The sequence below is a fragment of the Paeniglutamicibacter gangotriensis Lz1y genome (assembly GCF_000348945.1).
In the GTDB taxonomy this organism is placed as follows: Bacteria; Actinomycetota; Actinomycetes; order Actinomycetales; family Micrococcaceae; genus Paeniglutamicibacter; species Paeniglutamicibacter gangotriensis.
Genome location: NZ_AOCK01000004.1, coordinates 138,267 through 161,187 on the forward strand (window position 1 = coordinate 138,267; position 22,921 = coordinate 161,187).

A 22,921-nucleotide genomic window follows, 5' to 3' on the forward strand; every position below is an offset into this window, starting at 1 on the left:
TTTGTATGACCCAGAACACTTCGCCGAGGCCGGTCGCCGACGGCCCCGGAATGGCGCCGGCGCCACCCCAACCGGTGTCCATTAGCGACCCCCAGGCTATTCGGGCTTTGGCCCACGAGGCGCGACTGACGGTGCTCGAAGAACTCTTCGCTTCGCAGGCCACACGCACCGCCACCGAACTGGCCACCCGCTGCGCCTTAACACCCAGTGCCATGAGCTATCACCTGCGAGCGCTGGAAAAATATGGTTACGTCGTCAGGGCGGCCAGCGAGGGTGATGGGCGTGAGCGTCGGTGGAAGGCAGCAGGCAGTTCGCTGGTGCTTGGATCATTGACGGATTCGACCAGCGCGAAGAACGCCTACCTGAATGTGCAGCTTAATGCCTTCCGCGACAGGCTCTCGGCGGAAATCGCCCGACGCGACAAGGAACGCAAAGACGGCAAGGAACCGCCGGCCGACCGTGCCCCGGTGTTGACCACCGGTGTGGTCTTCCTCTCCGAGCCCCAACGCAAGGAGTTCATCACCCGGGTCTATGACCTGCTCTACGAATACGAGGAGCTGGCCGAACCAGAGGCCCGCGGAGTAGACGGTGAACGGCTCTATTACATGCTCTCCTTCCTCCCGGAAATACGGGAGACCAAGGGGCTCTAGGCGGGCCTGTGCGGCGGGGCGAAAAATGTGCCGTGGGGCGCCAGCTTGCTTTCGGCCGCAAGAATGCGGCTAACCTAGAGCAGGGAATGTGTCGTGCGCCCACTTTGGCGCACCACTGGTTGCTACTAGGAGTGTTGTGCCCGCCAAGGCCAAGGAAAAGACCGGAATGAAGCTCGTGATCGTGGAGTCCCCGGCGAAAAGTAAGTCGATCGCCAAGTATTTGGGCGACGGCTTCGAAGTCGATGCCTCGGTAGGGCACATCCGCGATTTGGCGCAACCCGCCGATCTTCCGGCGGAGATGAAGAAGGGCCCCTACGGAAAGTTTGCCGTGGACGTCCACAACGACTTCGATCCCTACTACGTCGTGTACCCGGAGAAGAAGAAGCGGGTGGCCGAACTCAAGGCCAAGCTCAAGGGTGCCGACGCGCTCTATCTCGCAACCGATGCGGACCGCGAAGGCGAAGCCATCGCGTGGCACCTGCTCGAGGTGCTCAAGCCCAAGGTTCCGGTGTACCGCATGGCCTTCACGGAGATCACCCAAGAGGGCATCAACCGTGCGATGGAGAACATCCGCGAGCTGGACACCGACCTGGTCAACGCCCAGGAAACCCGCCGCGTCCTTGACCGCCTGTACGGCTACGAGATTTCCCCGGTGCTCTGGCGCAAGGTGGCCCGCGGCCTATCCGCCGGACGCGTGCAGTCCGTAGCGACCCGGCTGGTTGTCGAGCGCGAACGCGAACGCATGGCCTTCCGCAACGCCTCCTACTGGGACCTGGCCGGCACCTTCGCCACGTCCAACGGCGAATCCTTCGGCGCCAAGCTCTCCTCCGTCGACGGGGCCCGGGTGGCCACCGGCCGCGATTTCACCGACCGTGGCGAATTGAAGACCCCGAAGTCCGGTTCCATCGCACATTTGGACGAGGCCAAGGCCACCGCCCTGGCGCAGGGACTGGAAGAGGCCGACTTCGCTGTCACCTCGGTCGACGAGAAGCCCTACACCCGCCGGCCTGCCGCACCTTTCACCACCTCGACGCTGCAGCAGGAAGCCAGCCGCAAGCTGCGCTGGAGCTCGAAGTCCACCATGCAGGTCGCTCAGCGCCTGTATGAAAACGGTTACATCACCTACATGCGTACCGACTCGGTGTTCCTGTCCAACGAGGCAGTCAACGCCGCGCGCAAGCAGGCCGCCGAGCTCTACGGATCCGAATCGGTGCCCGCTTCCCCACGGCTTTACAAGGCCAAGTCAGGTGCGGCGCAGGAAGCCCACGAGGCCATCCGCCCCGCCGGTGACTCCTTCCGCCGACCGGCAACGGTCCGCGCGCAGCTCTCGGGCGACGAGTTCAAGCTCTACGAGCTGATCTGGAAGCGCACCGTCGCCTCGCAGATGGCCGATGCCAAGGGTTTCACCGCCACCATCAAGCTGGCCGGGGAATCCACCACCGGGCAGGTCGCCGAGTTCTCGGCTTCCGGCACCGTGATCACCTTCCGCGGCTTCATGTCCGCCTACGAGGAGGGCCGCGACGCCGCCCGCGAGGCCGAGGCCGCAGTGGCAGCCGAGGACGCGCGCCTGCCGCAGCTGAAGGTCTCCGATGCGCTGGCAGGCACCGGCATCGACGCCAGTGGCCACACCACCTCCCCGCCGGCACGCTACACCGAGGCCTCGATCGTCGCGGAGCTTGAAGCCCGGGAGATCGGCCGGCCCTCGACCTTCGCCCCGACCATCTCCACCATCATGGACCGCGGCTACGTGACCAAGCGCGGTGGCGCCCTGGTGCCCAGCTGGGTCGCGTTCTCCGTGGTGCGCCTGCTGGAGGAGCACTTCGGCAAGTACGTCGACTACGACTTCACCGCACGGCTGGAAGATGACCTGGACGAGATCGCCCACGGTCAGAAGGGCCGTTCGGCCTGGCTGAAGGACTTCTACTTCGGCTCCGCCGAAAGTGGCGAAGCCGGCCTGGAATCGGTGGTCAACAACCTGGGCGACATCGACGCCCGCGCCATCAACTCCATCGACATCGCCCCGGGCATCGTGCTGCGCGTGGGCAAGTTCGGCCCGTACCTGGAGAAGCCGCTGCCGGCCGGCGCCCCCGAGGACACCACCCCGGAGCGCGCCAACGTGCCCGAGGACCTGGCCCCCGATGAGCTCACCGCCGAGAAGGCCATCGAGCTCATGGAAAACCAGGGCCCGGGCGAAATCGTATTGGGTATCGATGATCAGACCGGGCGCACCATCGTGGCCAAGGAGGGACGCTACGGCGCCTACGTCACCGAGGTCATTGTGGAGCCCACCGCCGAGGAACTGGCCGCGCTGCCCGTGGAGTACTACAAGAACGGCAAGCCCAAGCCGCCGAAGAAGCCGGTCAAGGCCAAGCCGCGCACCGGGTCACTGTTCAAGACGATGAGTGTGGAGACCGTCACGCTCGAGGAGGCGCTGCGGCTGATCTCGCTGCCGCGTGTGCTCGGCGTCGACGCCGAGGGCGTGGAAATCACGGTGCAGAACGGCCGGTTCGGGCCCTACCTGAAGAAGGGCACCGACTCGCGTTCCATTGGTACCGAGGAGGAGATCTTCACCATCACCCTCGAAGAGGCGTTGGAAATCTATTCGACGCCCAAGGTCCGCGGTGCTCGAGCCGCGGTGCCGCCGCTGGCCGAGTTCGGTGTGGACCCGGTCTCGGAGAAGAACATCGTGGTCAAGGAGGGCCGCTTCGGTGCATACATCACCGACGGGGTCACCAACATCACGATCCCGCGTGACACCACCTTGGAGGAGCTGACCCGCGAGCGGGCCATCGAGCTGCTGGCGGACAAGCGTGCCCGCGGACCGGTCAAGCGGAGTAGTGCAGCCAAGAAGGCACCGGTGAAGAAGGCTCCTGCCAAGAAGCCTGCCGCGAAGAAGGCACCGGCTAAAAAGCCGGCCGCCAAGAAGACCGGCAACTAGCAACCCGCGGTCAGGGACCACACATGAGGATAAGCGCATGAGGCTGGGCGTACTGGATATCGGATCGAACACGGTCCATTTGTTGCTGGTCGACGCGTATCCGGGCGCCCGCCCGGTGCCCTTCGCCTCGCACAAGCGTCCGCTGTCGTTGGTGGCCTACCTGGATGAACACGGGGCCATCACTCCCGAGGGCCAGAGAGAACTGCTGGACTTCGTGCACGAGGCGGCGCAATTTGCGATCAACCACCAGGCCGAAGACCTGTTGGCCTTCTGCACCTCGGCGATCCGCGAATCGGCCAACGGCGAAGAGGTCCTGGCCCGCATCATGGCCGAGACCGGGGTGAAGTTGACCGAACTCACCGGCGAGCAAGAGGCCGGAATGACGTACTACGCGGTGCGGCGCTGGTTCGGCTGGAGCTCGGATTCGCTGCTGAATCTGGACATGGGCGGCGGTTCCTTCGAACTGGCCCTGGGCCGGGACGAATTCCCCACCGTGGCGCACTCGGTGCCGCTGGGGGCCGGGCGGCTGACCCGGCGCTGGCTGGAAGCGGACCCGCCCTCCATCAAGGACGTCAAGGCGTTGCGCCACCACGTGCGCGAGGTGCTGGCCGATCCGGTGGCCGAAATGCGCCAATTCGGCAAGCCGACGCTGGTCACCGGGACCTCAAAGACCTTCAGGTCGCTGGCCCGGATCACCGGGGCCGCCCCCTCCGCGGAGGGTCCCTACGTCAAGCGGGTGCTGCGCGCCGAATCATTGAAGGTCTGGACCAACCGGCTCACCGCGATGAACTGGTCCGAACGCGCGGAGCTGCCCGGGGTCTCGGCCATCCGCGCCCCGCAGTTGCTCGCCGGCGCCATCGTCGCCCTGGAGGCGATGGACGCGCTGAAGGTTAAATCCCTGCGCATCTGCCCGTGGGCCTTGCGCGAGGGATTGATGCTGCGCCGCTTCGACCACGTCCTTTTTGACTCCACCGTGCCGCTCAGTAGTAGCGTGGGAGTCGGAGAGGTCGCCCTGGGCCGGTCCTCGGTAATGTCGGCGGCCCCGGGCAGCAACATACTGTAGCAACAGACAAGGGGCAGGTTCCATGGTCGAGTCATCCAAGGGCGGCAACGCACCGATCCCGGTGGCGCTCTCCAGCGCTTCGGTCTACCCGCTGAACGTCCACGACGCCTTCGCGGTGTCCCACGACCTGGGCTATGACGGGGTTGAGGTGCTGGTGACCGGAAACCAGGTCTCGCAGGACGCCCTGGCACTGAATCGGTTGGCCGAACGCTACGAACAACCCGTGATGGCCATTCACGCCCCCACGCTGTTGCTGACCCAGCAGGTCTGGGGGACCGCCTGGAACAAGATTGAGTCCGCTGCCTCCATGGCGGTGCAGGTCGGTTGCGACGTGGTGGTCGCTCACCCGCCGTTCCGCTGGCAGGGCACCTACGCGACCGAGTTCGCCACCGGCATCCGCCGCATCATGGAGGAATACGGGATCAAGATCGCGGTGGAAAACATGTACCCGTGGCGGGCTCGGGGACGCGAAGCCAAGATGTACCTGCCGCATTGGAACCCCGTCCCGGAACCCTACGAGTTTGTCACCTGGGACTTCTCACACTCCGCGATCGCGGACATGGACTCGGCGGTGGCCATGCGCGATTTGGGGACGCGACTGACCCACGTGCACCTGTGCGACGGGCTGAACAACGGCAAGGACGAGCACCTGGTCCCGGGTCGCGGCACCCAGCCGGTCATCGAAGCCATCGAATACCTGCGCGACTCGGCGTGGGATGGAGTAGTCGCCGTGGAAGTCTCCACACGCAAGGCCAAGGGCGCCGGTGAGCGCGAGGCCTGGCTGGGCGAAACCCTTCAGTTCGCCCGGCGGCACCTGGCCCCGGTCAGCACGGGCGCCGAATCCGGTAGCCACTCCATCTAGGACCTGGCACGACGGCGGGCCCCCGGGGAGCGGACATGGAAGAATGGGGGACATGACTTCAGTGCCTTCGACTTCAGCCCCAGCCCGGACCAAACTCGCCTTCCTAGGCACCGGATCCATGAACGGTGCGGTGCTGCGCGGCATCATCGCCTCCGGTTACGACCCCGCGGACATCACCGCGACCCTGCGCAGCGACACCCGGGCCGAGGCGTTGCGCAGCGAAACAGGTGTCACGGTGTTGATCGGTGCCGATGAGCCCGATGCCAACTCCCACGCGGCGCGGGAGGCAGACATCGTGTTCTTGGGCGTCAAGCCCGTGGGCATCACCACACTGTGTGACGAGATCAAGGATGTGCTCAAGCCCGACGCCGTGGTGGTCTCCGTTGCCGCTGCCATCACCATCGAGATGATGGCCGGACATCTGGCCCCGGGTCAGCCGGTGGTCCGGTCGATGCCCAACACCCCGTTGAAGGTCGGCGCCGGCGCGGTGGCCCTGTCCGCGGGCGAAACCGTCACAGCCGATGCCCTGGCCCAGATCGTCAAGCTGCTCAGCGGTTCCGGCGTGGTGCACGTGGTTCCCGAATCCCAGCAGGACGCGGTCTCGGCCGTCAGCGGCTCGGGGCCGGCCTACGCGTTTTACCTGGCCGAGGCCATGGCCGCGGCAGGAATCAAGCTGGGACTGGACGCGGCTCTGGCCACGGATCTGGCCCGGGCCACCGTTGCCGGGGCGGGCAAGATGCTCTCCGACCCGCAGGCCGACCCCTCGGCGCTGCGTCTGGGCGTCTCCAGCCCCAACGGCACCACCGTGGCGGCCCTGGCCACCTTTGATGCCGAGGACATGAGCGGGATCATCGCCCGTGGGGCTGCTGCCGCTGCGGCACGCGCGGCACAGATCACCGAAGAACTTACCTAGCAGCCAGCAGAAAAGGGTTCCCCCGCTGCACCTCCAGAAATGAAGGTGCGGCGGGGGAACCCTTCTGTGACGTTGAGCCTGGCCCGGGGGCCGGTGGGCCTAGGGCCGTGAGGCGAAGCGTTCGAGCAGATCCACGTGCCCGGAGACAATCAAGATGTCGCGCCGGGTGACCTTGGTATCCGGCTGGGCATAGGTGAAGTCTTCGCCGGGGGATTTCACACCCACCACGGTGATCCCGTACTTGGAGCGGACCTGGGACTCGGCCAGCGTGAACCCCTGAGTTTCCTTCGGCGGGTACATCTTCACGATCGCAAAGCCGTCGTCGAACTCAATGAAGTCCAGCATCCGACCGCCCACCAGGTGCGCGGCGCGCACTCCGGCATCGGCCTCCGGATAGATCACGTGATTGGCGCCGATGCGGGTGAGGATCTTGCCGTGCGAGGGCGTGATGGCCTTGACCCAGAGGTGCTCGATGCCCAGATCCACCAGGTTCACGGTGATCAGCACGGAGGACTCGATGGAGGTGCCCACCCCCACCACGGCGGAGGTGAATTCCTGGGCGCCGAGCTGGCGCAGCGCATCGATGTTGGTCGCGTCGGCCTCCACCACGTGGGTGAGCACCGAGGCCCACTTCTGCACCAGTTCCTGGTTCCGTTCGATGGCCAGGACCTCGCGGCCCTGCTTGACCAGTTGCTCGGCCACCGAGGCGCCGAAGCGACCCAGCCCGATGACCAGCACCGGGGCGTTGTGCTCGGGTTTCTTCTCAGCCAATGATCGGCCTCTCTTCGGGGAAGTGGTACAGCTGGTTGCGCTGGCGCAAGGTCAGCGCTGATGCAAGGGTAATCGTACCGATTCGGCCGGCAAACATCAGCGCGGAGAGCACGTATTTGCCCGCAGGCGGAAGTTCGGCCGACAAGTTGGTGCTCAACCCCACCGTGGCGAAGGCCGAGATCGACTCGAACAGTGCCCGGGAAAGCGAGGTTCCGCTGATGGCCAGCAGTGCGGCGGTGGCCAGCATCACCAGCGTGGCACCGAGCACGATGACGGAAATAGCCACCCGCATGGTGCCCTCGGGGATGCGCCGGCCGAAGGCCCGCACATCGGTGTCGCCGCGGGCCTCGGCGAAGATCGCTAAGAACATCACCGCAATGGTGGTGACCTTGATGCCGCCGGCCGTGGAGGCCGAACCGCCGCCGGCAAACATCAACGCGTTGGACAGCAGCATCGTCACCTCGTTGATCTGCGACTGGTCCACCAGGTTGAATCCGCCCGAACGAGTCATCACCGAGGCGAACACGGAATGGATGATCTTATCGCCGGGGTTCATGGATCCGATGGTGTCGGGGTTGGACCACTCCGCCACGGCCCAGAACAGCGAACCGCCCACCAACAAGATGGAGGTAACCAGCAGCGTGAGCTTCGCGTGCAGCGACCATTTCCTGGCGTTGTACCGGTGCGCCAGCAACACCATCAGCACCGGGAAGCCCAAGGAACCCAAAAAGACCCCGAGCATTAGCGGCACCAGGATCCACAAGTCGGTCTCGTAGGGCACCAGCCCGTCGGAGTGCGGGGTGAAGCCGGCATTGTTGAACGAAGAAATCGAATAGAACACCCCGTGCCAGATCGCCTCGGACAGCGGTTCACCCAGGATCAAGAAGCGCGGGATCAGCATCAGGGCGAGCACCGACTCGATGGCCACCGAGGTGGTAATCACGATGCGCAGCAGCGAACCCACCTCGCCCAGGGTGGAGGCCGCGGAGGTGTTCATGGAGTTCTGTGCCATCAGTTTCCCGCGCACGCCCAGGCGCTTGGAAACAGCCAAGGAGAGCACCGAGGCCAGGGTCAGGATTCCCAAGCCACCAACAAACACCGCGATGATCATCACCAGCTGCCCGAAGAAGGACCAATGGGTGGCCGTGGAGACCACTGTCAGGCCGGTGACGCAGACGGCAGAGACGGCGGTGAACAGCGCATCAACGAAGGGTGTTGGCTCGTTGGTGACCGAGGCGACAGGCAGCGAGAGTACCGAGGCAAAGAGCGCGATCACCAAGGTGAAAGCGAAAAGCGCTAGCCGTGCGGGGGAGCGGACCGTGAAGTCGGCGATCAGCGTGCGCCACTGCGCCACGCGCGCGCGCCATTTGCCCGATGCGCCTGAACCGGCGCCGGACCGTCGTGCTGGTTCAAAAAAGGGAGGGAATCCCATGGTGTTTGGCTCGACTCCAGGACGTGGATAACTTCGGCGGAAGCCGCTGCCCCGCAAGCTCCCACAATAAACCATGCCGCGGGCCGGCGCGCGGGCAATGGCGGCGACTCGCGGCAGCGCCGGGCCCCGGGGCGTTCAAGGCGCGGCGCCTGGATGGATACGCACGTCACACGAGTGTCTTAGCGCACAGCCCGGGTGTCGATCGCGTAACCTGAGAAGGTGTTTGCCGCAAAAGAGCCAGTGCCCCCGACCCAGGTGATCTGGAGCGAAGCGATGATGGCCTATCGCTTCAGCGAGACCCACCCCATGCACCCGCTGCGGCTGGAGCTCACCGCGAGGCTCTGTGCCGATCTGGGCCTCTTCGAGCGCGCCAACCTCACCCTGGTCGCCCCGCCGGTGGCCACCGATGAGCAACTTGCCGCGGTGCATGATCCTGACTACATCGCCGCCGTTCACGAGGTCAGCGCCACTCCGGAGATTCCCAACGAATCCCGTGGCCTGGGCACCGAGGACAACCCCGCATATGCCGGGATCCACGAGGCCAGCGCCCGGCTGGCCGGAGGCTCGCTGGTGGCGGCCGAGGCCATCTTGGAGGAACGGTCGCTGCACGTGGTGAACTTCGGTGGCGGCATGCACCACGCGGCCGCCGGCAAGGCCAGCGGCTTTTGCATCTACAACGATGCCGCACTGGCCATCCAGCGGTTACTGGACGGCGGCGTGAAACGGGTCCTGTACATCGACGTCGACGCCCACCACGGGGACGGGACCGAATCAATCTTCTGGAATGACCCGCGGGTCATGACCATCTCCATCCATGAAACGGGCATGTCGTTGTTTCCCGGCACCGGGTTTGCCAACGAGATCGGCGGGCCCGGCGCCGAGGGCACCGCGGTGAACATCGCTGTGCCCCCACGCACCAGTGACGCCGCGTGGCTGCGCGCCTTCCACGCGGTGGTCCCGCAACTCACCGCGGCCTTCGCCCCGGAGGTGATCGTCTCCCAGCACGGCTGCGACGGGCACCGCGACGACGACCTGTCCAATCTGCGCCTGAGCGTTGATGCGCAGCGGCAGAGTGCACTGGACATCGCCGAGCTCGCCCGCACACACTGCGACGGGCGTTGGATCTCCACCGGCGGGGGCGGCTACAACACCCACTCGGTGGTGCCGCGGGCCTGGAGTCACCTGGTGGCCGTGGCCTCGGGCAAACCGGTGCCCCTGGCGACCCCGGTCCCTGCTCCCTGGCGTGCCTATGTGCATGAGCGCTACGGGATCTGGCCACCGGAAACCATGGGGGATGACGCGGAATTGTGGTGGCGCTCCTGGGAGGTCGGTTACGACCCGGCTGACCCGGTGGACCGCACCATCATGGCCACCCGCAAGGAAATCTTCCCGTTCTTCGGGTTGGATCCCTGGTTCGACTGATCCGCCCCAAGATGCCAAGTGCCGTATATGCGGATAGGGTTATGGGGTGGCTCATGAAGATATTTTTTCCGCACTGGCAGACCCTACTCGGCGTCGGCTGATCGAGGCCCTGCGCGAGGATTCGTGCTCGGTCGGTTCCCTGGTTGAATCCTTGGGCGTCTCCCAACCGACGGCGTCAAAACACCTCAAGGTGTTGCGCGAAGCCGGCTTGGTTTCGATGCGCGCCGATGGGCAGCGCCGCTACTATGCGCTGGAACTGGAAACGTTCATGGAGCTGCAGTTCTGGCTGCACCGCTATCTTCCCCCGGCGCCCGCTCTGGCCCTGGTGCCAGATGTCTACCAAGATCCGGCGACCCCCCACGAAACTTCCAGCCAGGCCACCGTTGCGGCGGCACAGTTGGGTCGCACCGTGGGCCGTGGACTCGAACAGGTCACCGGGCGTGCCCAAGACTTCTTGGAGCGGTTTCCAAAACCGAAATTTGGACGAAAGCGCTAGTCAACGCCGAATAATCAGGCGTAAGTGGGGGATCTGGGTCGACAAAAACGTTACGTGGTCAGCTCCGCATAAGTAGGCCCGGATTGTGCCGCCGGGCACTGCCGTGGCATTCTCTAGGGCGGGGCAGCGTCGCCAGTCATGGCGGTAGCGTGCCCTCGTGCCTGCCCCAAGTGATGAGGAGATAAGACTTGGACCAGCAACTTGCGACCATTCGCGACGAAGTGTTCCGTCGCAACCCCGGTGAAGCGGAGTTCCACCAGGCAGTGACCGAGGTCTTTGAAAGCCTCGAAGCGGTATCACGCAAACGCCCCGAGTATGCCGAAGCAGCCATCCTGCAGCGTATGTGCGAGCCGGAACGACAGATCATTTTCCGTGTCCCCTGGACCGATTCTGAAGGCCGTGTGCAGATCAACCGCGGCTTCCGGGTGGAGTTCAACTCTGCGTTGGGCCCGTACAAGGGTGGCCTGCGCTTCCACCCCTCGGTGTACCTGGGAATCGTGAAGTTCCTGGGCTTTGAACAGATCTTCAAGAACTCGTTGACCGGTATGCCGATTGGCGGCGGCAAGGGCGGGTCCGACTTCGACCCGCGTGGCAAGACCGACGCCGAAGTGATGCGTTTCTGCCAGTCGTTCATGACCGAGCTCTACCGGCACATCGGAGAGTACACGGATGTACCCGCCGGTGACGTCGGGGTCGGTGGCCGTGAGATCGGCTACCTCTTCGGACAGTACAAGCGCATCACCAACCGCTACGAGTCTGGGGTGCTGACCGGCAAGGGCATCAGCTGGGGTGGATCTTTGGTCCGGCCGGAAGCCACGGGCTTCGGTACGGTGCTCTTCACGCAGGAAATGCTCAAGACCCGCGGCATGTCCTTCGATGGCCAGCGCGTTGTTGTATCAGGTTCGGGCAACGTGGCGCTGAACGCCATCGCGAAGGCTCAGACGCTCGGTGCACGAGTCCTGACGGCTTCGGATTCCTCCGGCTACATCGTCGACGAGCGCGGCATCGACATCGACCTGCTTCGCCAGATCAAGGAAGTGGAGCGCGGGCGCATCAGCGAATACGCCGAGCGTGCCAAATCCAAGCGTGTGCACTACGTCGAAGGCGGAACCGTCTGGGATGTCGACTCATCGGTAGCGCTTCCCTGTGCCACACAGAACGAGCTGGATGCCAAGCACGCCAAACGCCTGATCGCTTCGGGCGTGGTCGCGGTGTCCGAGGGTGCAAACATGCCCTGCACGGCCGCGGCGACCTCGCTCTTCCAGGATTCCGGGGTCCTCTTTGCTCCCGGCAAGGCAGCAAACGCCGGCGGCGTGGCCACCTCGGCGCTGGAAATGCAGCAGAATGCCAGCCGTGACTCGTGGAGCTTCGCGCACACCGAGGAACGCCTGACCGAGATCATGATCGGCATCCACGATCGTTGCGCCTCGACCGCTGATGAGTACGGCGTTCCGGGCAACTACGTGGCAGGTGCCAACATCGCCGGCTTCGTCAAGGTCGCCGACGCGATGCTGGCCCAGGGCCTGATCTAATCCTGCCTGTCCACCCCTAGAGCCGCGTGTGAAGGGCCGAGGGTGGCCATCGGAACTACGACGTTCCGATGGCCACCCTCGGCCCTTTTCTGTTGGCATAAGTCGCCATGTGTCGTCGAGTCCGATCCGTGTGTTTGTGCTTTCGGAAGCGGTGGGCGTACATTTTCACCTATGACTAATCGTTGGTATGCGTATTTTGTGTCGGCTCTGGAGGGGCCTAAGACGCGATAATTTCGCATACCCACCTTCAGAGCCGACAAGGGCCGCAAGCTATTGCTTGCTGGCCCTTCGCTATTTTCAAAATAGCGGCCCTGAAGGAATACGGAGACGTGTCAGCAGGGCCGCACCCAAACCGAGCGGCCCCGGCACACACGTGCAGGGCTGAGATTGAAAGGCCCGACCATGAGCATCGTCACCGCCACAGAGCAGCGCATCAACACCAATGAACGCGTGCTGGGCATCACCGAACTTCCCACTCCGGCCGAGCTGTTGGCCGAGCTTCCCGTCGGGGATGCTCAGGGGTACCGGATCATGCGGGCCCGTCAGGAAGTCCGGGCCGTACTCTCGGGGCTCGATGAGCGCCTACTGGTCATCATTGGCCCCTGTTCGATCCACGACCCGGCAGCGGGGCTTGAATACGCCGTCAGTCTTGCCGCAGCGGCCAAGGAACACGAAGGCGAGCTGCTGGTGGTGATGCGCAGCTACTTCGAAAAGCCGCGCACCACCGTTGGCTGGAAAGGCTTGGTCAACGACCCTCATCTGGATGGCAGCCACGATATGGCTTCAGGCCTACGCACGGCACGCGAATTCATGCTCGCCGCCAGCGACTTGGGCCTCCCGCTGGCCACCGAATTCCTTGAACCGATCAGCGCCCAATACCTCTCCGACGTCATCAGCTGGGGTGCCATCGGCGCACGCACCACCGAAAGCCAGACGCACCGCCAGCTGGTCTCCGGCCTCTCGATGCCGGTCGGATTCAAAAACGGCACCGACGGGTCCGTGCAGGTGGCGATCGACGCGTGCCAAGCCGCCAGCGCCCCGCAGTCGTTCATGGGGATCAGCGAGGAAGGACGCACCTCGATCGTAGAAACCGCCGGGAACCAGGATGCCCACTTGATCCTGCGCGGCGGCGCCGACGGCCCGAATTTCGCTGAGGAACCTGTGGCACAGGCGTCGGCCGCCATGGAAAGTGCTGGTATGAACCCGCGGGTGATAGTCGATGCGTCGCACGCGAACTCGGGCAAATCCCACGTGCGCCAGGGCGAAGTCATCGAGGCGCTGGCCGAGCGTATTGCCGCAGGCGATCACACCATCGCCGGCATCATGGCCGAGAGCTTCCTGGTTGCAGGTGCCCAGAAGCACGACCCGGATCTCGTGGCAGCAGGATCCGATGTACTTTCGCACTTGACCTACGGGCAGTCCGTCACCGATGCCTGCATGGGCTGGGACAAAAGCGCCGAGCTGCTGGAAATCTTGGCCGGCGCGGTGCGTGCCGCACGCTGACCAGCTTCCGGCGATGAAGCACCCACCCCTTGGTATAACCTTCACATGGTTCACATTGGCCCCGTAAGCCCCTAAACTGTGAACCAACCGCATAGGGTATCTTGGGGTGTTGGTGTGGGCAAGGAACAATCGTTGTTTGGCGCCGATGTGTGGCTTCTATGTGAAAATTTGTCAGGAGAATCTGGGAATGGTCGAATCGCAAAACTTTGCCAGCGCGCGTTTCATGACGGTGGCGGAAGTTGCTGAGGTAATGCGCGTGTCGAAGATGACCGTTTACCGCCTCGTTCATTCAGGCGATTTACCCGCAGTGCAGTTCGGTCGTTCTTACCGCGTGCCAGAAACCGCGGTGCAGGAATACCTGCGTGCAGCCGGGTACGGACGGGACTCCAGTACCGGCTAACGCCCCCGTATTTTTTCGGAGTGGTCAAAATCTGCTCCGGAAGCAGGTAATCTGTTAAGGAACGTTTAACGTCCAGTTGGCTATTCTGGTGCTATGGTGCCGAAGAAATAGTAGTCGGCAATCGAATCAGTTTGTGAGGAACCAGTATGGGCTCTGTTGTAAAGAAGCGCCGCAAGCGTATGTCTAAGAAGAAGCACCGTAAGCAGCTTCGTAAGACCCGTCACCAGCGTCGTAATAAGAAGTAGATGCCGGCTCCGGGCATGCCCGGAACCTAGCATGTGAAAAGGTGCGTTTCCCTTGAAGGGGAAACGCACCTTTTCCTATATCTAGGCAGGTGCTGGATGGCCGAAGAAGCCGTTGAGGTCACGGACGTCGGCGCAAGGCCCCAATGCTGCGCCACAGTCCCCAAAGTGCACCGGAGATTCCAGCTGCCTTCAAACCGAAGGTTGCGGCCTTGCGACCGGTGCGGAAATCGTAGATGGGCCAATTCCGATCGCTTGCATGGCGGCGCAGCTTGCCATCCGGATTGATTGCTACGGGATGGCCCACTAGTTCGAGCAAGGGGATGTCGTTGTGTGAGTCGCTGTATCCCCAGCATTGGGCCAACTCCAAGCCTTGTTCGGTGGCAAGATCGCGGATCGCGGAGGCCTTGGCTTGGCCATGGAGGATTTCGCCAACTAACTTGCCGGTGTAGACGCCCTCGACATGCTCCACATTCGTACCAAGGGCACCGCTGAGCCCCAATCGCCGGGCCATCACCGAAGCAACTTCCAGCGGGGTGGCGGTGACCAGCCAGACCTGGCGACCGGCGAGCATATGTTGGTCGGCGATGGCGAGGGTCCCCGGCCAGATTTTCGACTCAATGAATTCGTCATAAATTTCATCCCCGAGCGCAACCATGTCGGCCACGGAGAACCCGGAAGCTAGCAGAAGGGCCCGGTCACGGATGGCGTGGATGTCTCCCATGCTTTCCCCGCGGGTGACAAACCGCAACTGGTGGACGGCGAACCACGCCACTTCGCGCAGGGTAAAAGCCCGGCGTTGGTACATTTTTCGGGCAACGGCGAACAAAGAGGCCCCACGCATCATGGTGTTGTCGACATCAAAAAATGCGGCTGTGGTGCCGGAGCTCACCGGCACTTGCCCGTTGCGGGAGGCGTCATAAGGGTTGGAGGGCATCCGACCAGTGTATTGCACACTTGTTTCACCGGAGCGGTAGCGTTGGAGCATGAGCCGTGTGCAGAGCCCAAAAGAGATCACGTTGTTGGTTCGTCCCGGATGCCACTTGTGCTCCGCGGCGAAGAAAACGGTCGACGAAGTGACCAATCGGCTGGGACTTACTTGGGAGAGCGTGGACATTGACCATGATCCGGGTCTGTTGGCCCAGCACTCGGACGAGGTGCCGGTGCTTCTGGTCGACGGAAAGGTCCGTGACTTCTGGGTCATCGACCCGGAACGCCTCGAAACCCTGCTGACCAGCTAACGCAAAGGGCCCCGCCTGATGCAGCCCGTGAGTCATGGATCTGCGGGCGGCGAAGCCATCGCGGGCGGTATTTTACGAAGATGTCCAAGGAATCGAGCCAGAACAGAATGCCCACAGAGCACCATCCAGCAGACGCTGACCAAGCCGTTCCGGAACTGGGCCTCGACATGATCGAGGGACAGCCAGTGACGGGATCGCTTGGGCGTATCCTTCCGGAGGCTACTCTGGCCCGTCTGACCCAGTACCTGAGAGCGTTGAACGCCATGCAGGCTCGGGGGGACGAGCAGACTTCATCAGGAGTCTTGGCCGCGGAAGCCGGCGTCAACCCGGCCATCCTGCGCAAGGACCTCTCGCTCCTGGGCTCCTATGGAACCCGCGGCGTGGGGTATGTGGTCATGGAATTGACAGAACATATCTCCAAGGCCATGGGCCTGCTGCGTCAGTGGCGCGTCGCAATCATCGGGGCAGGAAACCTGGGTCGCGCTCTTTCCGGCTATGGCGGATTCAGGAGCCGGGGCTTTGAGATTGTGGCATTGCTGGACTCGGCCCCCGAGGTCGTTGGCACGGTTGTGGGGGACCTGCAGGTCCAAGACATCGCGGATATGGACGAGATACTGGCCAGTGCCGAGGTGAACATTGCTGTCCTGTCGGTACCGGGAGGGGCAGCACAGGACCTATGCAACAAGTTGGTTGAGCGCGGCGTACGAAGCATCCTGAGCTTTGCGCCGGTGGTTCTCCAGGTTCCTACCGGAGTCAACCTCAGGAAGGTCGATCTGGCGACCGAACTGCAAATCCTTGCTTACCACGCCCAAAACCTGGATACCTAGCGGTTCCAGGTTTGTCCAGGCGCTATTTTCAGGCAAACAAAAACGGTCCGTGCGACCCGACCGCGAACGGTTGGGTCCCACGGACCGTTTTTCGTCACTTTCTAGCGGTAACCGGCTGCGCGGGCAGCGCGGCGGGCAGCGATGAACTGGCTGGAGGGACGCAGCCAAGCGAAGACCACGCCAACGACGCCCAGGATGATCGCGACCAGCATCAGCAATCCGGTTCCGAGGCTCAGCAGTGAAAGTGCCGCAAAGATCGTCGCAAAGATCCGGGCCACGTTGCTGCCCTTACGGATCATGAATGCGATCAATGCGTAGATTGCCAACGAGATCACGGCGATAACAACAACGACCGTTTGGATGGTGGGGAGCATTCCCATGACGTCATCCAGGTTCATCCCCGAATTTGCAAGCTGCTCTTCCATCCCCTCCATCGAAGCCAGTTCGGCGCGCAGCGATGCGGCGTTCAGACCGAAGATCGAGGTGATCATGGCCACCGCTGCAACAACGCCGGCCGCCAAGATGGCCCAGAAGGAGGTGTCTAGTTCTTTTGGACGATGTGTGGGCATCTGGGGAGCTGCAAAATTTCCCTGCAGCGGGACCTGGAACCCACCAGCCTGCGGCTGCTGGCCGTAAGGGGACGGTGCCTGAGGCGGCTGGCCATAGGGCGACGGTGCCTGAGGCGGCTGGCCATAGGGCGACGGTGCCTGCGGCGGCTGACCGTAAGGGTTGGGTTCCTGGGAACCGTACTGTGGCGGCTGCCCATAAGGAGGCTGTCCGGCTGCATTTGGATCCTGCGGTGCGCGCTGCCCGTACTGGGGTGCGTTCGGTTCGCCGTTTGGCGTCTGGGGGTTCTGCGGATCGTTGCCAGGGGTGGACATATCCTGCTCCTTAGGTTGAAAGATACTTCTTACCCTTCACGATATAGGGTCAGGTTTCTCTTGAAGCCCTCCAAAAGGATGGCTTTTCTTCTCACGAGGGTAGTTTGCCCACGAACGAGCCAAATTGGCCAGTAGTTACCGTGCGACAAGGAACGACTCTTGTACAAGCTGTAGAAAACTTTGGCCGGGGTGGCCTATTCCTGCTGGCACAAGGGCGGAATCAGGATTCTGGTTTAGGTAACGGCACAAAATTTTGAGACACTTAACCCATGTCGACTGCTACTGTTCACCTTCTTCGTCATGGCGAAGTGTATAACCCTGACAGGGTGCTCTACGGTCGTCTACCCGAATTCCACCTGTCTGATCTTGGCCATCAAATGGCTGATCGGGCTGCCGAGTTTTTTACCGCGCAGCGAAACGCTGGGGCGAATATCACCCATCTGGTCTCCTCTCCGCTGGTGCGGGCGCAGGAGACCGCGGAGCCCACGGGCAAGGCCCTGGGTCTGGACATCGTGACCGATGATCGGATCATCGAAGCGGCGAACCGTTTCGAGGGACTCTCCAGAATCAAGAACCGACTGAAGGAACCTAAATACTGGTCCTACGTCGTCAACCCATTTCGTCCATCCTGGGGGGAGCCCTATCGGGGCCAGGTTGAACGAATGATGACCGCCATTGTGGAACATCGCGATCGTGCGGTGGAACTTGGCGGCCGCGGGGCGGAAGCCATTTTGGTCAGCCACCAGCTGCCAATCTGGGTCACGCGCCGCTCAGCCGAAGGCAAAGCCCTGTGGCACGACCCGCGGAAACGCGAGTGCACTCTCACGTCCGTGACTAGCCTGGACTTTGAAGGTGAAAGTCTGGTCGCAGTCCGTTATGCAGAACCTAGCGTGGACCTCCTGGCCAACGCTGCGAACATCCCTGGAGCTTGAGATCATGACCGATCCCATCTCGTCCCAAGCCCAGCGCTTGGGACGACGTACTTTTTTGCGTGCCGCCATGCTTGGAGCTGCAGTGCTGCCGCTTGCCGCATGCGTGGGCGAAGAAGACCCTCTGGCCAAGCAGGCACGTGAGGGCAACAACAAGAATTACATCGCCGGGGATGGATCGGTGCAGGAATACGGTCCGGAATCTCGTACTGAGCCGGTGGAGATCGAGGCAGTGGCCTACGACGGACAAAAAATTGATTCAGCAGACTGGATCGGACAAGTCACGGTCCTGAACTTCTGGTACGCAGCCTGTGCACCATGCCGCATCGAGGCACCGCACCTGGTCGAACTCAGCAAGGAGTTCGACGGCAAAGCTGAGTTCCTTGGCATCAACGTGCGCGACGAAAAGGAAGCCGCCGAGGCATTCGAGCGTACCTTTGGCATCAAGTACCCCTCCGTGCAAGACACCCAGGGGACGATCCAGCTTGCCATGACCAAGTACGTACCGCTCAAGGCGGTGCCCACCACGCTCGTCATCGACAAACAAGGAAGGGTCTCGGCACGGATCCTGGGTGTTGCCGAGAAGGCAACGCTCAAGGCCTTGATCACTACGGCACTGGCAGAAACGTTGTGATCCACCCCGCGCTAAACGCCGCAGTGGCCGTAGCACAGGGCAACCCCTTCGCGGAGATCGTCATGGACGGATCCTTGCTGCTCGCCGTTCCCGTTGCCATTCTCGCCGGGCTCGTTTCCTTCCTTTCGCCGTGCGTCCTGCCGTTGGTTCCAGGTTATCTGGGATACGTTACCGGGTTGTCCGGGGCGGACCTTGCTGAGCAGAAACGCGGGCGCATGTTAACGGGCATCAGCCTGTTCATCCTTGGATTCACCGCCGTGTTCGTCTTGGCCGGAAGCATATTTTCACAGGTTGCGTACTGGATGCAGTACAAGGGATCCTGGGTCACCCAGCTGCTCGGTGTCGTCGTGATCCTCATGGGCATTGTGTTCATGGGAGGCTTCTCCTTCATGCAGCGTGATGCCAAGATCCACCGCAAGCCCCCGGCAGGTCTATGGGGCGCCCCCGTCCTGGGCGTGACTTTTGGTCTTGGATGGGCCCCGTGTATAGGACCCACGTTGGCCGCAGTACTTGCCATGAGCACGGGACCAGACGCGAGCGCGGCCAAGGGCGGACTACTGACCTTCTTTTACTGCATGGGTCTGGGGCTACCGTTTGTATTCATTGCCCTCGGACTTCGCCGCGGTATGGGTGCCTTGAAGTTCTTCCGCCGCCACCAGCTGGCCGTCATGCGGCTTGGCGGTGGTCTGCTCATCCTCCTGGGCGTCCTAATGGCCACGGGCCTCTGGGGTACCTGGGTCTCGCAATTACAAAACTGGTTCGCTAGTGAAGTGCAGTTGCCTATCTAATGGGAAAGCCAGATATGAAAAAAGACGTTGCTGTTCCGGCGCTCGGGTTCCTGGGCATGGTGCGTTGGGCTTGGACCCAACTCACCAGCATGCGTACCGCGCTGTTCCTGCTACTGCTCCTGGCAGTGGCAGCGGTGCCCGGTTCGCTCTTTCCCCAGCGCTCGGTCAATCCTGAGCAGGTGACCACCTACCTGACCAACAAACCGACTGCCGGTGAATGGCTAGACCGCTTTCAGCTCTTCGACGTGTATTCTTCCGTCTGGTTCTCCGCCATCTACCTGCTGCTGTTCATCTCGCTGATTGGTTGCATCCTTCCGCGGGTGAAGAAGCATGCCAAGGCGCTGCGCACCCCTCCGCCGCGCACCCCTTCACGGCTGAACCGCCTGCCGCAAAACGGAACCATCCAGATCCAGTCGGCTTCCGAATCGGGTCTCAGCGATGGGCAGATCGTCGAGCAGGCCGCCAAGCTGCTCAAGAAGCGTGGATACCGCTCCGAAGCCCGCCTCGAGGGCACCAGCCCGTCGGTGGGTGCCGAGCGCGGCTACGTAAGGGAAATCGGCAACCTCTTGTTCCATATTTCATTGGTGGGGCTCTTGGCCTCGGTGGGAATCGGCGGGGCTTTCGGCTACAACGGCCAGCGTGTCCTGGTTGAGGGGGAGACCTTCGTGAATTCCCTCGTGTCCTACGACTCCTTCAAACCCGGGACCATGTTCAAGGAAGATTCCCTGGACCCGTACTCGGTGAAGCTGGACAAGTTCAACATCACCTTTGACCGCGAATCCACCACACACTTCGGCCAGCCCATCGATTTCACCGCCGAGGTCGAAACCCGTCGCAGTCCGGATGCAGAGCCGCAAAAGGAAACCATTCGGGTCAACCACCCCCTGCGCATCGATGGCGCCGACATGTACTTGGTCGGCAACGGATACGCTCCCGTGGTCACGGTGAAGGACGGCGACGGAAACGTAGCCTTCAGCGGACCGGTTACCGCAGTGCCACAAGATGGAATGTACACATCGCTCATGGTGATCAAGGCCCCGGATGCAAAACCAGACCAGTTGGGCTTCCAGGGTTTCCTCCTTCCCACGGCAGTCACCGATGAAACCGGGTTCGCCGTTTCTGGGGACCCGAACGCCATCAACCCGCAGCTTCAGCTGAACTCGTACTACGGAAATCTGGGACTGGACGATGGACAGCCGCAGAACGTGTACGTCCTTGAGACCGACGAGCTCAAGGAACTGAATAACCGCAGCCTCGATGCAGGAGGCATCGTCTTGGGCGCCGGACAGACCTACGAACTACCCGATGGTAAGGGAAGTATTTCCTTTGACGGGCTCAAACGCTTTATCGGTGTCGATATCGCTTATGACCCGAGCAAGCGTCCTGTCGGGATCTTTGCCGCCCTGGCCCTGCTGGGTCTGGCCATCTCGCTCTTCACCGCACGCCGCCGTGCCTGGGTGAAGGTCAAAACGTCGGTTGACGGATCTGGCCATGAAGAGCGGATAATTGAATATGGATTGTTGGCCCGTGGTGAAGACCATGGACTTGAATCCGAAGCCAAGGAGCTGCGTAAGCTTCTTGAGCAGCAGTGGCCCGCCGTTGAGCGAGCCGGAGTCTAGGAGACCGAATGGAAAACAACATTCCCACGATCAACGTGGCCTTGGGACAGTACAGCGACTTGTTCATGTTGCTTGCCGCAATCGTCTATGCGTCGGCCTTCGTGGCCTTCGCATGGGACCTGGCGAAATCAAGCAAGCTCATCCAGGAAATTGACGCTGCGACGATTGCCACCGAAAAGAAGGTTCTCGTGGCGGCGGGCGCCGCCGATGCCCCTCCAGCTGCCAGCACTGAGAACGCGTTGGTTAACGATTCGATGGATTACACCGTGGCATCGGCCAAGCGCATGGCCGCCAAGATCGCGGTCTCTCTGACTTGGCTCGGCGTGCTGCTGCAGGGATTTGCCGTGGTCGCCCGCGGTGTTGCTGCCGCCCGTGTCCCATGGGGCAACATGTACGAGTTCCTGTCTACAGGTTCCTTCCTGGTGGCCCTGGTGTTCTCGCTTGTGTTGCTGAAGAAGGACCTGCGCTTCATGGGTACCTTCGTCCTTGGCCTTGTCACAGTGATGCTGTGCGGCGCCACCATGGGCTTCCCGACACCGGTTGCACACTTGGTTCCCGCCCTGCAGAGCTACTGGCTGATCATCCATGTGTCCATCGCGGTGCTGGCAGCGTCCCTGTTCACCATCACCTTCGCGATGAACGTCCTCCAGCTGCTCCAGCATGCACGCATGGATTCGCTGGCTGCCGGAAAACCCGACAAATTTCCATTCATGCGCCTTGTACCGGGCGCTGCTCCGCTGGAGAACTTCGCCTACCGCATCAATGCGGTGGCCTTCGTGATGTGGACCTTCACGGTCATGGCCGGCGCCATTTGGGCCGAAGCCGCCTGGGGTCGCTACTGGGGCTGGGACACCAAGGAAGTCTGGAGCTTCGTCATCTGGGTTGTCTACGCGGGCTACCTGCACGCCCGCGCAACGGGCGGCTGGACCGGTGCTCGCTCGGCATGGCTGAGCATCATCGGATACCTCTGTATCGTTTTCAACTTCACCATCGTGAATATTTATTTCAACGGCCTTCACTCGTACGCGGGGCTCTAAGACCTCGGTTCGATATCTAGTGCCCCCGCCTCCTGCTGAACGGAGACGGGGGCACTTTGGTGTTAACCCGGGGCGTTGGGGCCTCCTGGCGGTCCGCGGGGGGAGAGTTCCTGTCGTGCCCCTACGCCCAAAACGTTTTCTTGCGGCGGACCTCCCGCAGGTTCCCCCGCGAGAGCGCATCGGTGGCGCAGGAGAGCGTGTTGGCATTCGCCCGACACGAGGAACGGCGCCCGCCGCAAGACAGTATGCGTGATTGACGTCACTGTTGGAAATTTGGATATCTGGTCGAGATGTACTCGGAAATGCCGCAACTGGTCCCCGATTTAGCCGGATCTGCGGCAATTTCGGCAAAAATCACTCAAGAGGGCCCTCGATTAGGCGACCGGACATTCCGCTGTTACTGTTGTATCTACCGACGCGGGGTGGAGCAGTTCGGTAGCTCGCCGGGCTCATAACCCGGAGGTCGCAAGTTCAAATCTTGCCCCCGCCACAAAGAAGAAGCTCTTGTTCCAGATCTTGGAACAAGAGCTTCTTGCATTTCCCGGGTTCAGGGGCCTGGGCCCTTTCTCATGGACGATCGGGATGTCCTCCGTCAGGTGTGGGGAGGGGATCAATATGATCTCCCGGTGCTGTCCTGGAGCAAGAAACCTTGCTCGCACCGAACCTGTTCCCACGAGGGTCTTCTCGGCACGGGGAACATGGCGTTCGTGACTGGGTTCGGCCCCGGACCGGTCCTCAGGG

General features: G+C 62.4%; 22 protein-coding genes and 1 tRNA gene. 19 read left to right on the plus strand and 4 right to left on the minus strand.

Annotated elements, in window-relative coordinates; translation table 11 throughout:
* The first annotated feature begins 5 nt into the window (after positions 1–5).
* From ADIAG_RS08025 to proC, 5 genes are all read left to right on the plus strand, one after another.
* Entirely contained in the window at positions 6–650 is a 645-nt protein-coding gene (locus tag ADIAG_RS08025) for an ArsR/SmtB family transcription factor (protein WP_007270844.1), read from the plus strand.
* 136 nt (positions 651–786) lie between these two features.
* Positions 787–3,588, plus strand: coding sequence for a type I DNA topoisomerase (topA, locus tag ADIAG_RS08030; RefSeq protein ID WP_007270845.1), 2,802 nt, complete (start codon positions 787–789; stop codon positions 3,586–3,588).
* A gap of 37 nt (positions 3,589–3,625) precedes the next feature.
* Positions 3,626–4,651: a Ppx/GppA phosphatase family protein gene (locus ADIAG_RS08035; protein WP_007270846.1), complete on the plus strand. Its 1,026-nt coding sequence runs from the start codon at positions 3,626–3,628 to the stop codon at positions 4,649–4,651.
* A gap of 22 nt (positions 4,652–4,673) precedes the next feature.
* Complete coding sequence (locus ADIAG_RS08040; protein ID WP_007270847.1) at positions 4,674–5,513, plus strand: sugar phosphate isomerase/epimerase family protein; 840 nt, start codon at positions 4,674–4,676, stop codon at positions 5,511–5,513.
* Positions 5,514–5,556: 43 nt separating this feature from the next.
* Positions 5,557–6,426 carry a pyrroline-5-carboxylate reductase gene (gene proC / locus ADIAG_RS08045; protein ID WP_007270848.1) on the plus strand — a complete coding sequence of 290 codons (870 nt, stop codon included), beginning with the start codon at positions 5,557–5,559 and terminating at the stop codon, positions 6,424–6,426.
* A gap of 99 nt (positions 6,427–6,525) precedes the next feature.
* On the opposite strand, the gene ADIAG_RS08050 is transcribed toward proC, so the two are convergent.
* Positions 6,526–7,164: a potassium channel family protein gene (locus tag ADIAG_RS08050; protein WP_043474231.1), complete on the minus strand. Its 639-nt coding sequence runs from the start codon at positions 7,162–7,164 to the stop codon at positions 6,526–6,528.
* Positions 7,165–7,189: 25 nt separating this feature from the next.
* Positions 7,190–8,629: a TrkH family potassium uptake protein gene (locus ADIAG_RS08055; protein WP_007270850.1), complete on the minus strand. Its 1,440-nt coding sequence runs from the start codon at positions 8,627–8,629 to the stop codon at positions 7,190–7,192.
* A gap of 273 nt (positions 8,630–8,902) precedes the next feature.
* Between ADIAG_RS08055 and ADIAG_RS08060 the strand changes: the two genes are divergently transcribed.
* The 6 genes from ADIAG_RS08060 (at position 8,903) to ADIAG_RS20855 (ending at position 14,227) form a co-directional block, all read left to right on the plus strand.
* On the plus strand, positions 8,903–10,051 hold the full coding sequence (locus tag ADIAG_RS08060) for an acetoin utilization protein AcuC (protein WP_007270851.1): 1,149 nt from the start codon (positions 8,903–8,905) through the stop codon (positions 10,049–10,051).
* Positions 10,052–10,097: 46 nt separating this feature from the next.
* Positions 10,098–10,547: an ArsR/SmtB family transcription factor gene (locus ADIAG_RS08065; RefSeq protein ID WP_007270852.1), complete on the plus strand. Its 450-nt coding sequence runs from the start codon at positions 10,098–10,100 to the stop codon at positions 10,545–10,547.
* 188 nt (positions 10,548–10,735) lie between these two features.
* Positions 10,736–12,079, plus strand: coding sequence for an NADP-specific glutamate dehydrogenase (gdhA, locus tag ADIAG_RS08070; protein WP_007270853.1), 1,344 nt, complete (start codon positions 10,736–10,738; stop codon positions 12,077–12,079).
* Between the two features lie 402 nt (positions 12,080–12,481).
* Positions 12,482–13,582, plus strand: a complete 1,101-nt coding sequence (locus ADIAG_RS08075) for a 3-deoxy-7-phosphoheptulonate synthase (protein ID WP_007270854.1) — start codon at positions 12,482–12,484, stop codon at positions 13,580–13,582.
* A gap of 187 nt (positions 13,583–13,769) precedes the next feature.
* Positions 13,770–13,982 (plus strand): helix-turn-helix domain-containing protein, encoded by a 213-nt coding sequence (locus ADIAG_RS08080; protein ID WP_007270855.1) that lies wholly within the window; start codon positions 13,770–13,772, stop codon positions 13,980–13,982.
* Positions 13,983–14,128: 146 nt separating this feature from the next.
* On the plus strand, positions 14,129–14,227 hold the full coding sequence (locus ADIAG_RS20855; RefSeq protein ID WP_074712200.1) for a 30S ribosomal protein bS22: 99 nt from the start codon (positions 14,129–14,131) through the stop codon (positions 14,225–14,227).
* 118 nt (positions 14,228–14,345) lie between these two features.
* On the opposite strand, the gene ADIAG_RS08085 is transcribed toward ADIAG_RS20855, so the two are convergent.
* Complete coding sequence (locus ADIAG_RS08085; RefSeq protein ID WP_051059872.1) at positions 14,346–15,161, minus strand: HAD family hydrolase; 816 nt, start codon at positions 15,159–15,161, stop codon at positions 14,346–14,348.
* A gap of 49 nt (positions 15,162–15,210) precedes the next feature.
* Between ADIAG_RS08085 and ADIAG_RS08090 the strand changes: the two genes are divergently transcribed.
* Positions 15,211–15,465 carry a glutaredoxin family protein gene (locus ADIAG_RS08090; RefSeq protein WP_043474101.1) on the plus strand — a complete coding sequence of 85 codons (255 nt, stop codon included), beginning with the start codon at positions 15,211–15,213 and terminating at the stop codon, positions 15,463–15,465.
* 107 nt (positions 15,466–15,572) lie between these two features.
* Positions 15,573–16,292 carry a redox-sensing transcriptional repressor Rex gene (locus ADIAG_RS08095; protein ID WP_007270858.1) on the plus strand — a complete coding sequence of 240 codons (720 nt, stop codon included), beginning with the start codon at positions 15,573–15,575 and terminating at the stop codon, positions 16,290–16,292.
* Positions 16,293–16,393: 101 nt separating this feature from the next.
* Here ADIAG_RS08095 and ADIAG_RS21390 read toward each other — a convergent pair whose 3' ends face one another.
* Positions 16,394–17,173 (minus strand): polyadenylate binding domain-containing protein, encoded by a 780-nt coding sequence (locus ADIAG_RS21390; protein WP_007270859.1) that lies wholly within the window; start codon positions 17,171–17,173, stop codon positions 16,394–16,396.
* A gap of 269 nt (positions 17,174–17,442) precedes the next feature.
* Here ADIAG_RS21390 and ADIAG_RS08105 point away from each other — a divergent pair, with 269 nt between their 5' ends.
* From ADIAG_RS08105 to ADIAG_RS08130, 6 genes are all read left to right on the plus strand, one after another.
* Positions 17,443–18,105 (plus strand): histidine phosphatase family protein, encoded by a 663-nt coding sequence (locus ADIAG_RS08105; protein ID WP_007270860.1) that lies wholly within the window; start codon positions 17,443–17,445, stop codon positions 18,103–18,105.
* A 4-nt stretch (positions 18,106–18,109) separates the two neighbouring features.
* A complete protein-coding gene (locus tag ADIAG_RS08110) occupies positions 18,110–18,736 on the plus strand; it encodes a TlpA family protein disulfide reductase (protein ID WP_007270861.1) in 627 nt (208 codons plus the stop codon).
* Positions 18,737–18,798: 62 nt separating this feature from the next.
* Positions 18,799–19,524: a cytochrome c biogenesis CcdA family protein gene (locus ADIAG_RS08115; protein WP_043474243.1), complete on the plus strand. Its 726-nt coding sequence runs from the start codon at positions 18,799–18,801 to the stop codon at positions 19,522–19,524.
* A gap of 14 nt (positions 19,525–19,538) precedes the next feature.
* Positions 19,539–21,143 (plus strand): cytochrome c biogenesis protein ResB, encoded by a 1,605-nt coding sequence (gene resB, locus ADIAG_RS08120; protein WP_007270863.1) that lies wholly within the window; start codon positions 19,539–19,541, stop codon positions 21,141–21,143.
* Positions 21,144–21,151: 8 nt separating this feature from the next.
* Positions 21,152–22,180, plus strand: coding sequence for a c-type cytochrome biogenesis protein CcsB (gene ccsB, locus ADIAG_RS08125; protein ID WP_007270864.1), 1,029 nt, complete (start codon positions 21,152–21,154; stop codon positions 22,178–22,180).
* Positions 22,181–22,596: 416 nt separating this feature from the next.
* Positions 22,597–22,670 (plus strand) — tRNA-Met (locus tag ADIAG_RS08130).
* Positions 22,671–22,921 lie beyond the last annotated feature (251 nt).

What these genes read in the sequence shown, in the direction of transcription:
- ADIAG_RS08025 (WP_007270844.1), top strand. Translation starts at nt 6, where the DNA reads ATGACCCAGAACACTTCGCCGAGGCCGGTCGCCGACGGCCCCGGAATG.
- ADIAG_RS08035 (WP_007270846.1), top strand. Translation starts at nt 3,626, where the DNA reads ATGAGGCTGGGCGTACTGGATATCGGATCGAACACGGTCCATTTGTTG.
- ADIAG_RS08040 (WP_007270847.1), top strand. Translation starts at nt 4,674, where the DNA reads ATGGTCGAGTCATCCAAGGGCGGCAACGCACCGATCCCGGTGGCGCTC.
- proC (WP_007270848.1), top strand. Translation starts at nt 5,557, where the DNA reads ATGGGGGACATGACTTCAGTGCCTTCGACTTCAGCCCCAGCCCGGACC.
- ADIAG_RS08055 (WP_007270850.1), bottom strand. Translation starts at nt 8,629, where the DNA reads ATGGGATTCCCTCCCTTTTTTGAACCAGCACGACGGTCCGGCGCCGGT.
- ADIAG_RS08060 (WP_007270851.1), top strand. Translation starts at nt 8,903, where the DNA reads ATGATGGCCTATCGCTTCAGCGAGACCCACCCCATGCACCCGCTGCGG.
- ADIAG_RS08075 (WP_007270854.1), top strand. Translation starts at nt 12,482, where the DNA reads ATGAGCATCGTCACCGCCACAGAGCAGCGCATCAACACCAATGAACGC.
- ADIAG_RS08080 (WP_007270855.1), top strand. Translation starts at nt 13,770, where the DNA reads ATGGTCGAATCGCAAAACTTTGCCAGCGCGCGTTTCATGACGGTGGCG.
- ADIAG_RS20855 (WP_074712200.1), top strand. Translation starts at nt 14,129, where the DNA reads ATGGGCTCTGTTGTAAAGAAGCGCCGCAAGCGTATGTCTAAGAAGAAG.
- ADIAG_RS08085 (WP_051059872.1), bottom strand. Translation starts at nt 15,161, where the DNA reads ATGCCCTCCAACCCTTATGACGCCTCCCGCAACGGGCAAGTGCCGGTG.
- ADIAG_RS08090 (WP_043474101.1), top strand. Translation starts at nt 15,211, where the DNA reads ATGAGCCGTGTGCAGAGCCCAAAAGAGATCACGTTGTTGGTTCGTCCC.
- ADIAG_RS08095 (WP_007270858.1), top strand. Translation starts at nt 15,573, where the DNA reads ATGCCCACAGAGCACCATCCAGCAGACGCTGACCAAGCCGTTCCGGAA.
- ADIAG_RS21390 (WP_007270859.1), bottom strand. Translation starts at nt 17,173, where the DNA reads ATGTCCACCCCTGGCAACGATCCGCAGAACCCCCAGACGCCAAACGGC.
- ADIAG_RS08105 (WP_007270860.1), top strand. Translation starts at nt 17,443, where the DNA reads ATGTCGACTGCTACTGTTCACCTTCTTCGTCATGGCGAAGTGTATAAC.
- ADIAG_RS08110 (WP_007270861.1), top strand. Translation starts at nt 18,110, where the DNA reads ATGACCGATCCCATCTCGTCCCAAGCCCAGCGCTTGGGACGACGTACT.
- ADIAG_RS08115 (WP_043474243.1), top strand. Translation starts at nt 18,799, where the DNA reads ATGGACGGATCCTTGCTGCTCGCCGTTCCCGTTGCCATTCTCGCCGGG.
- resB (WP_007270863.1), top strand. Translation starts at nt 19,539, where the DNA reads ATGAAAAAAGACGTTGCTGTTCCGGCGCTCGGGTTCCTGGGCATGGTG.
- ccsB (WP_007270864.1), top strand. Translation starts at nt 21,152, where the DNA reads ATGGAAAACAACATTCCCACGATCAACGTGGCCTTGGGACAGTACAGC.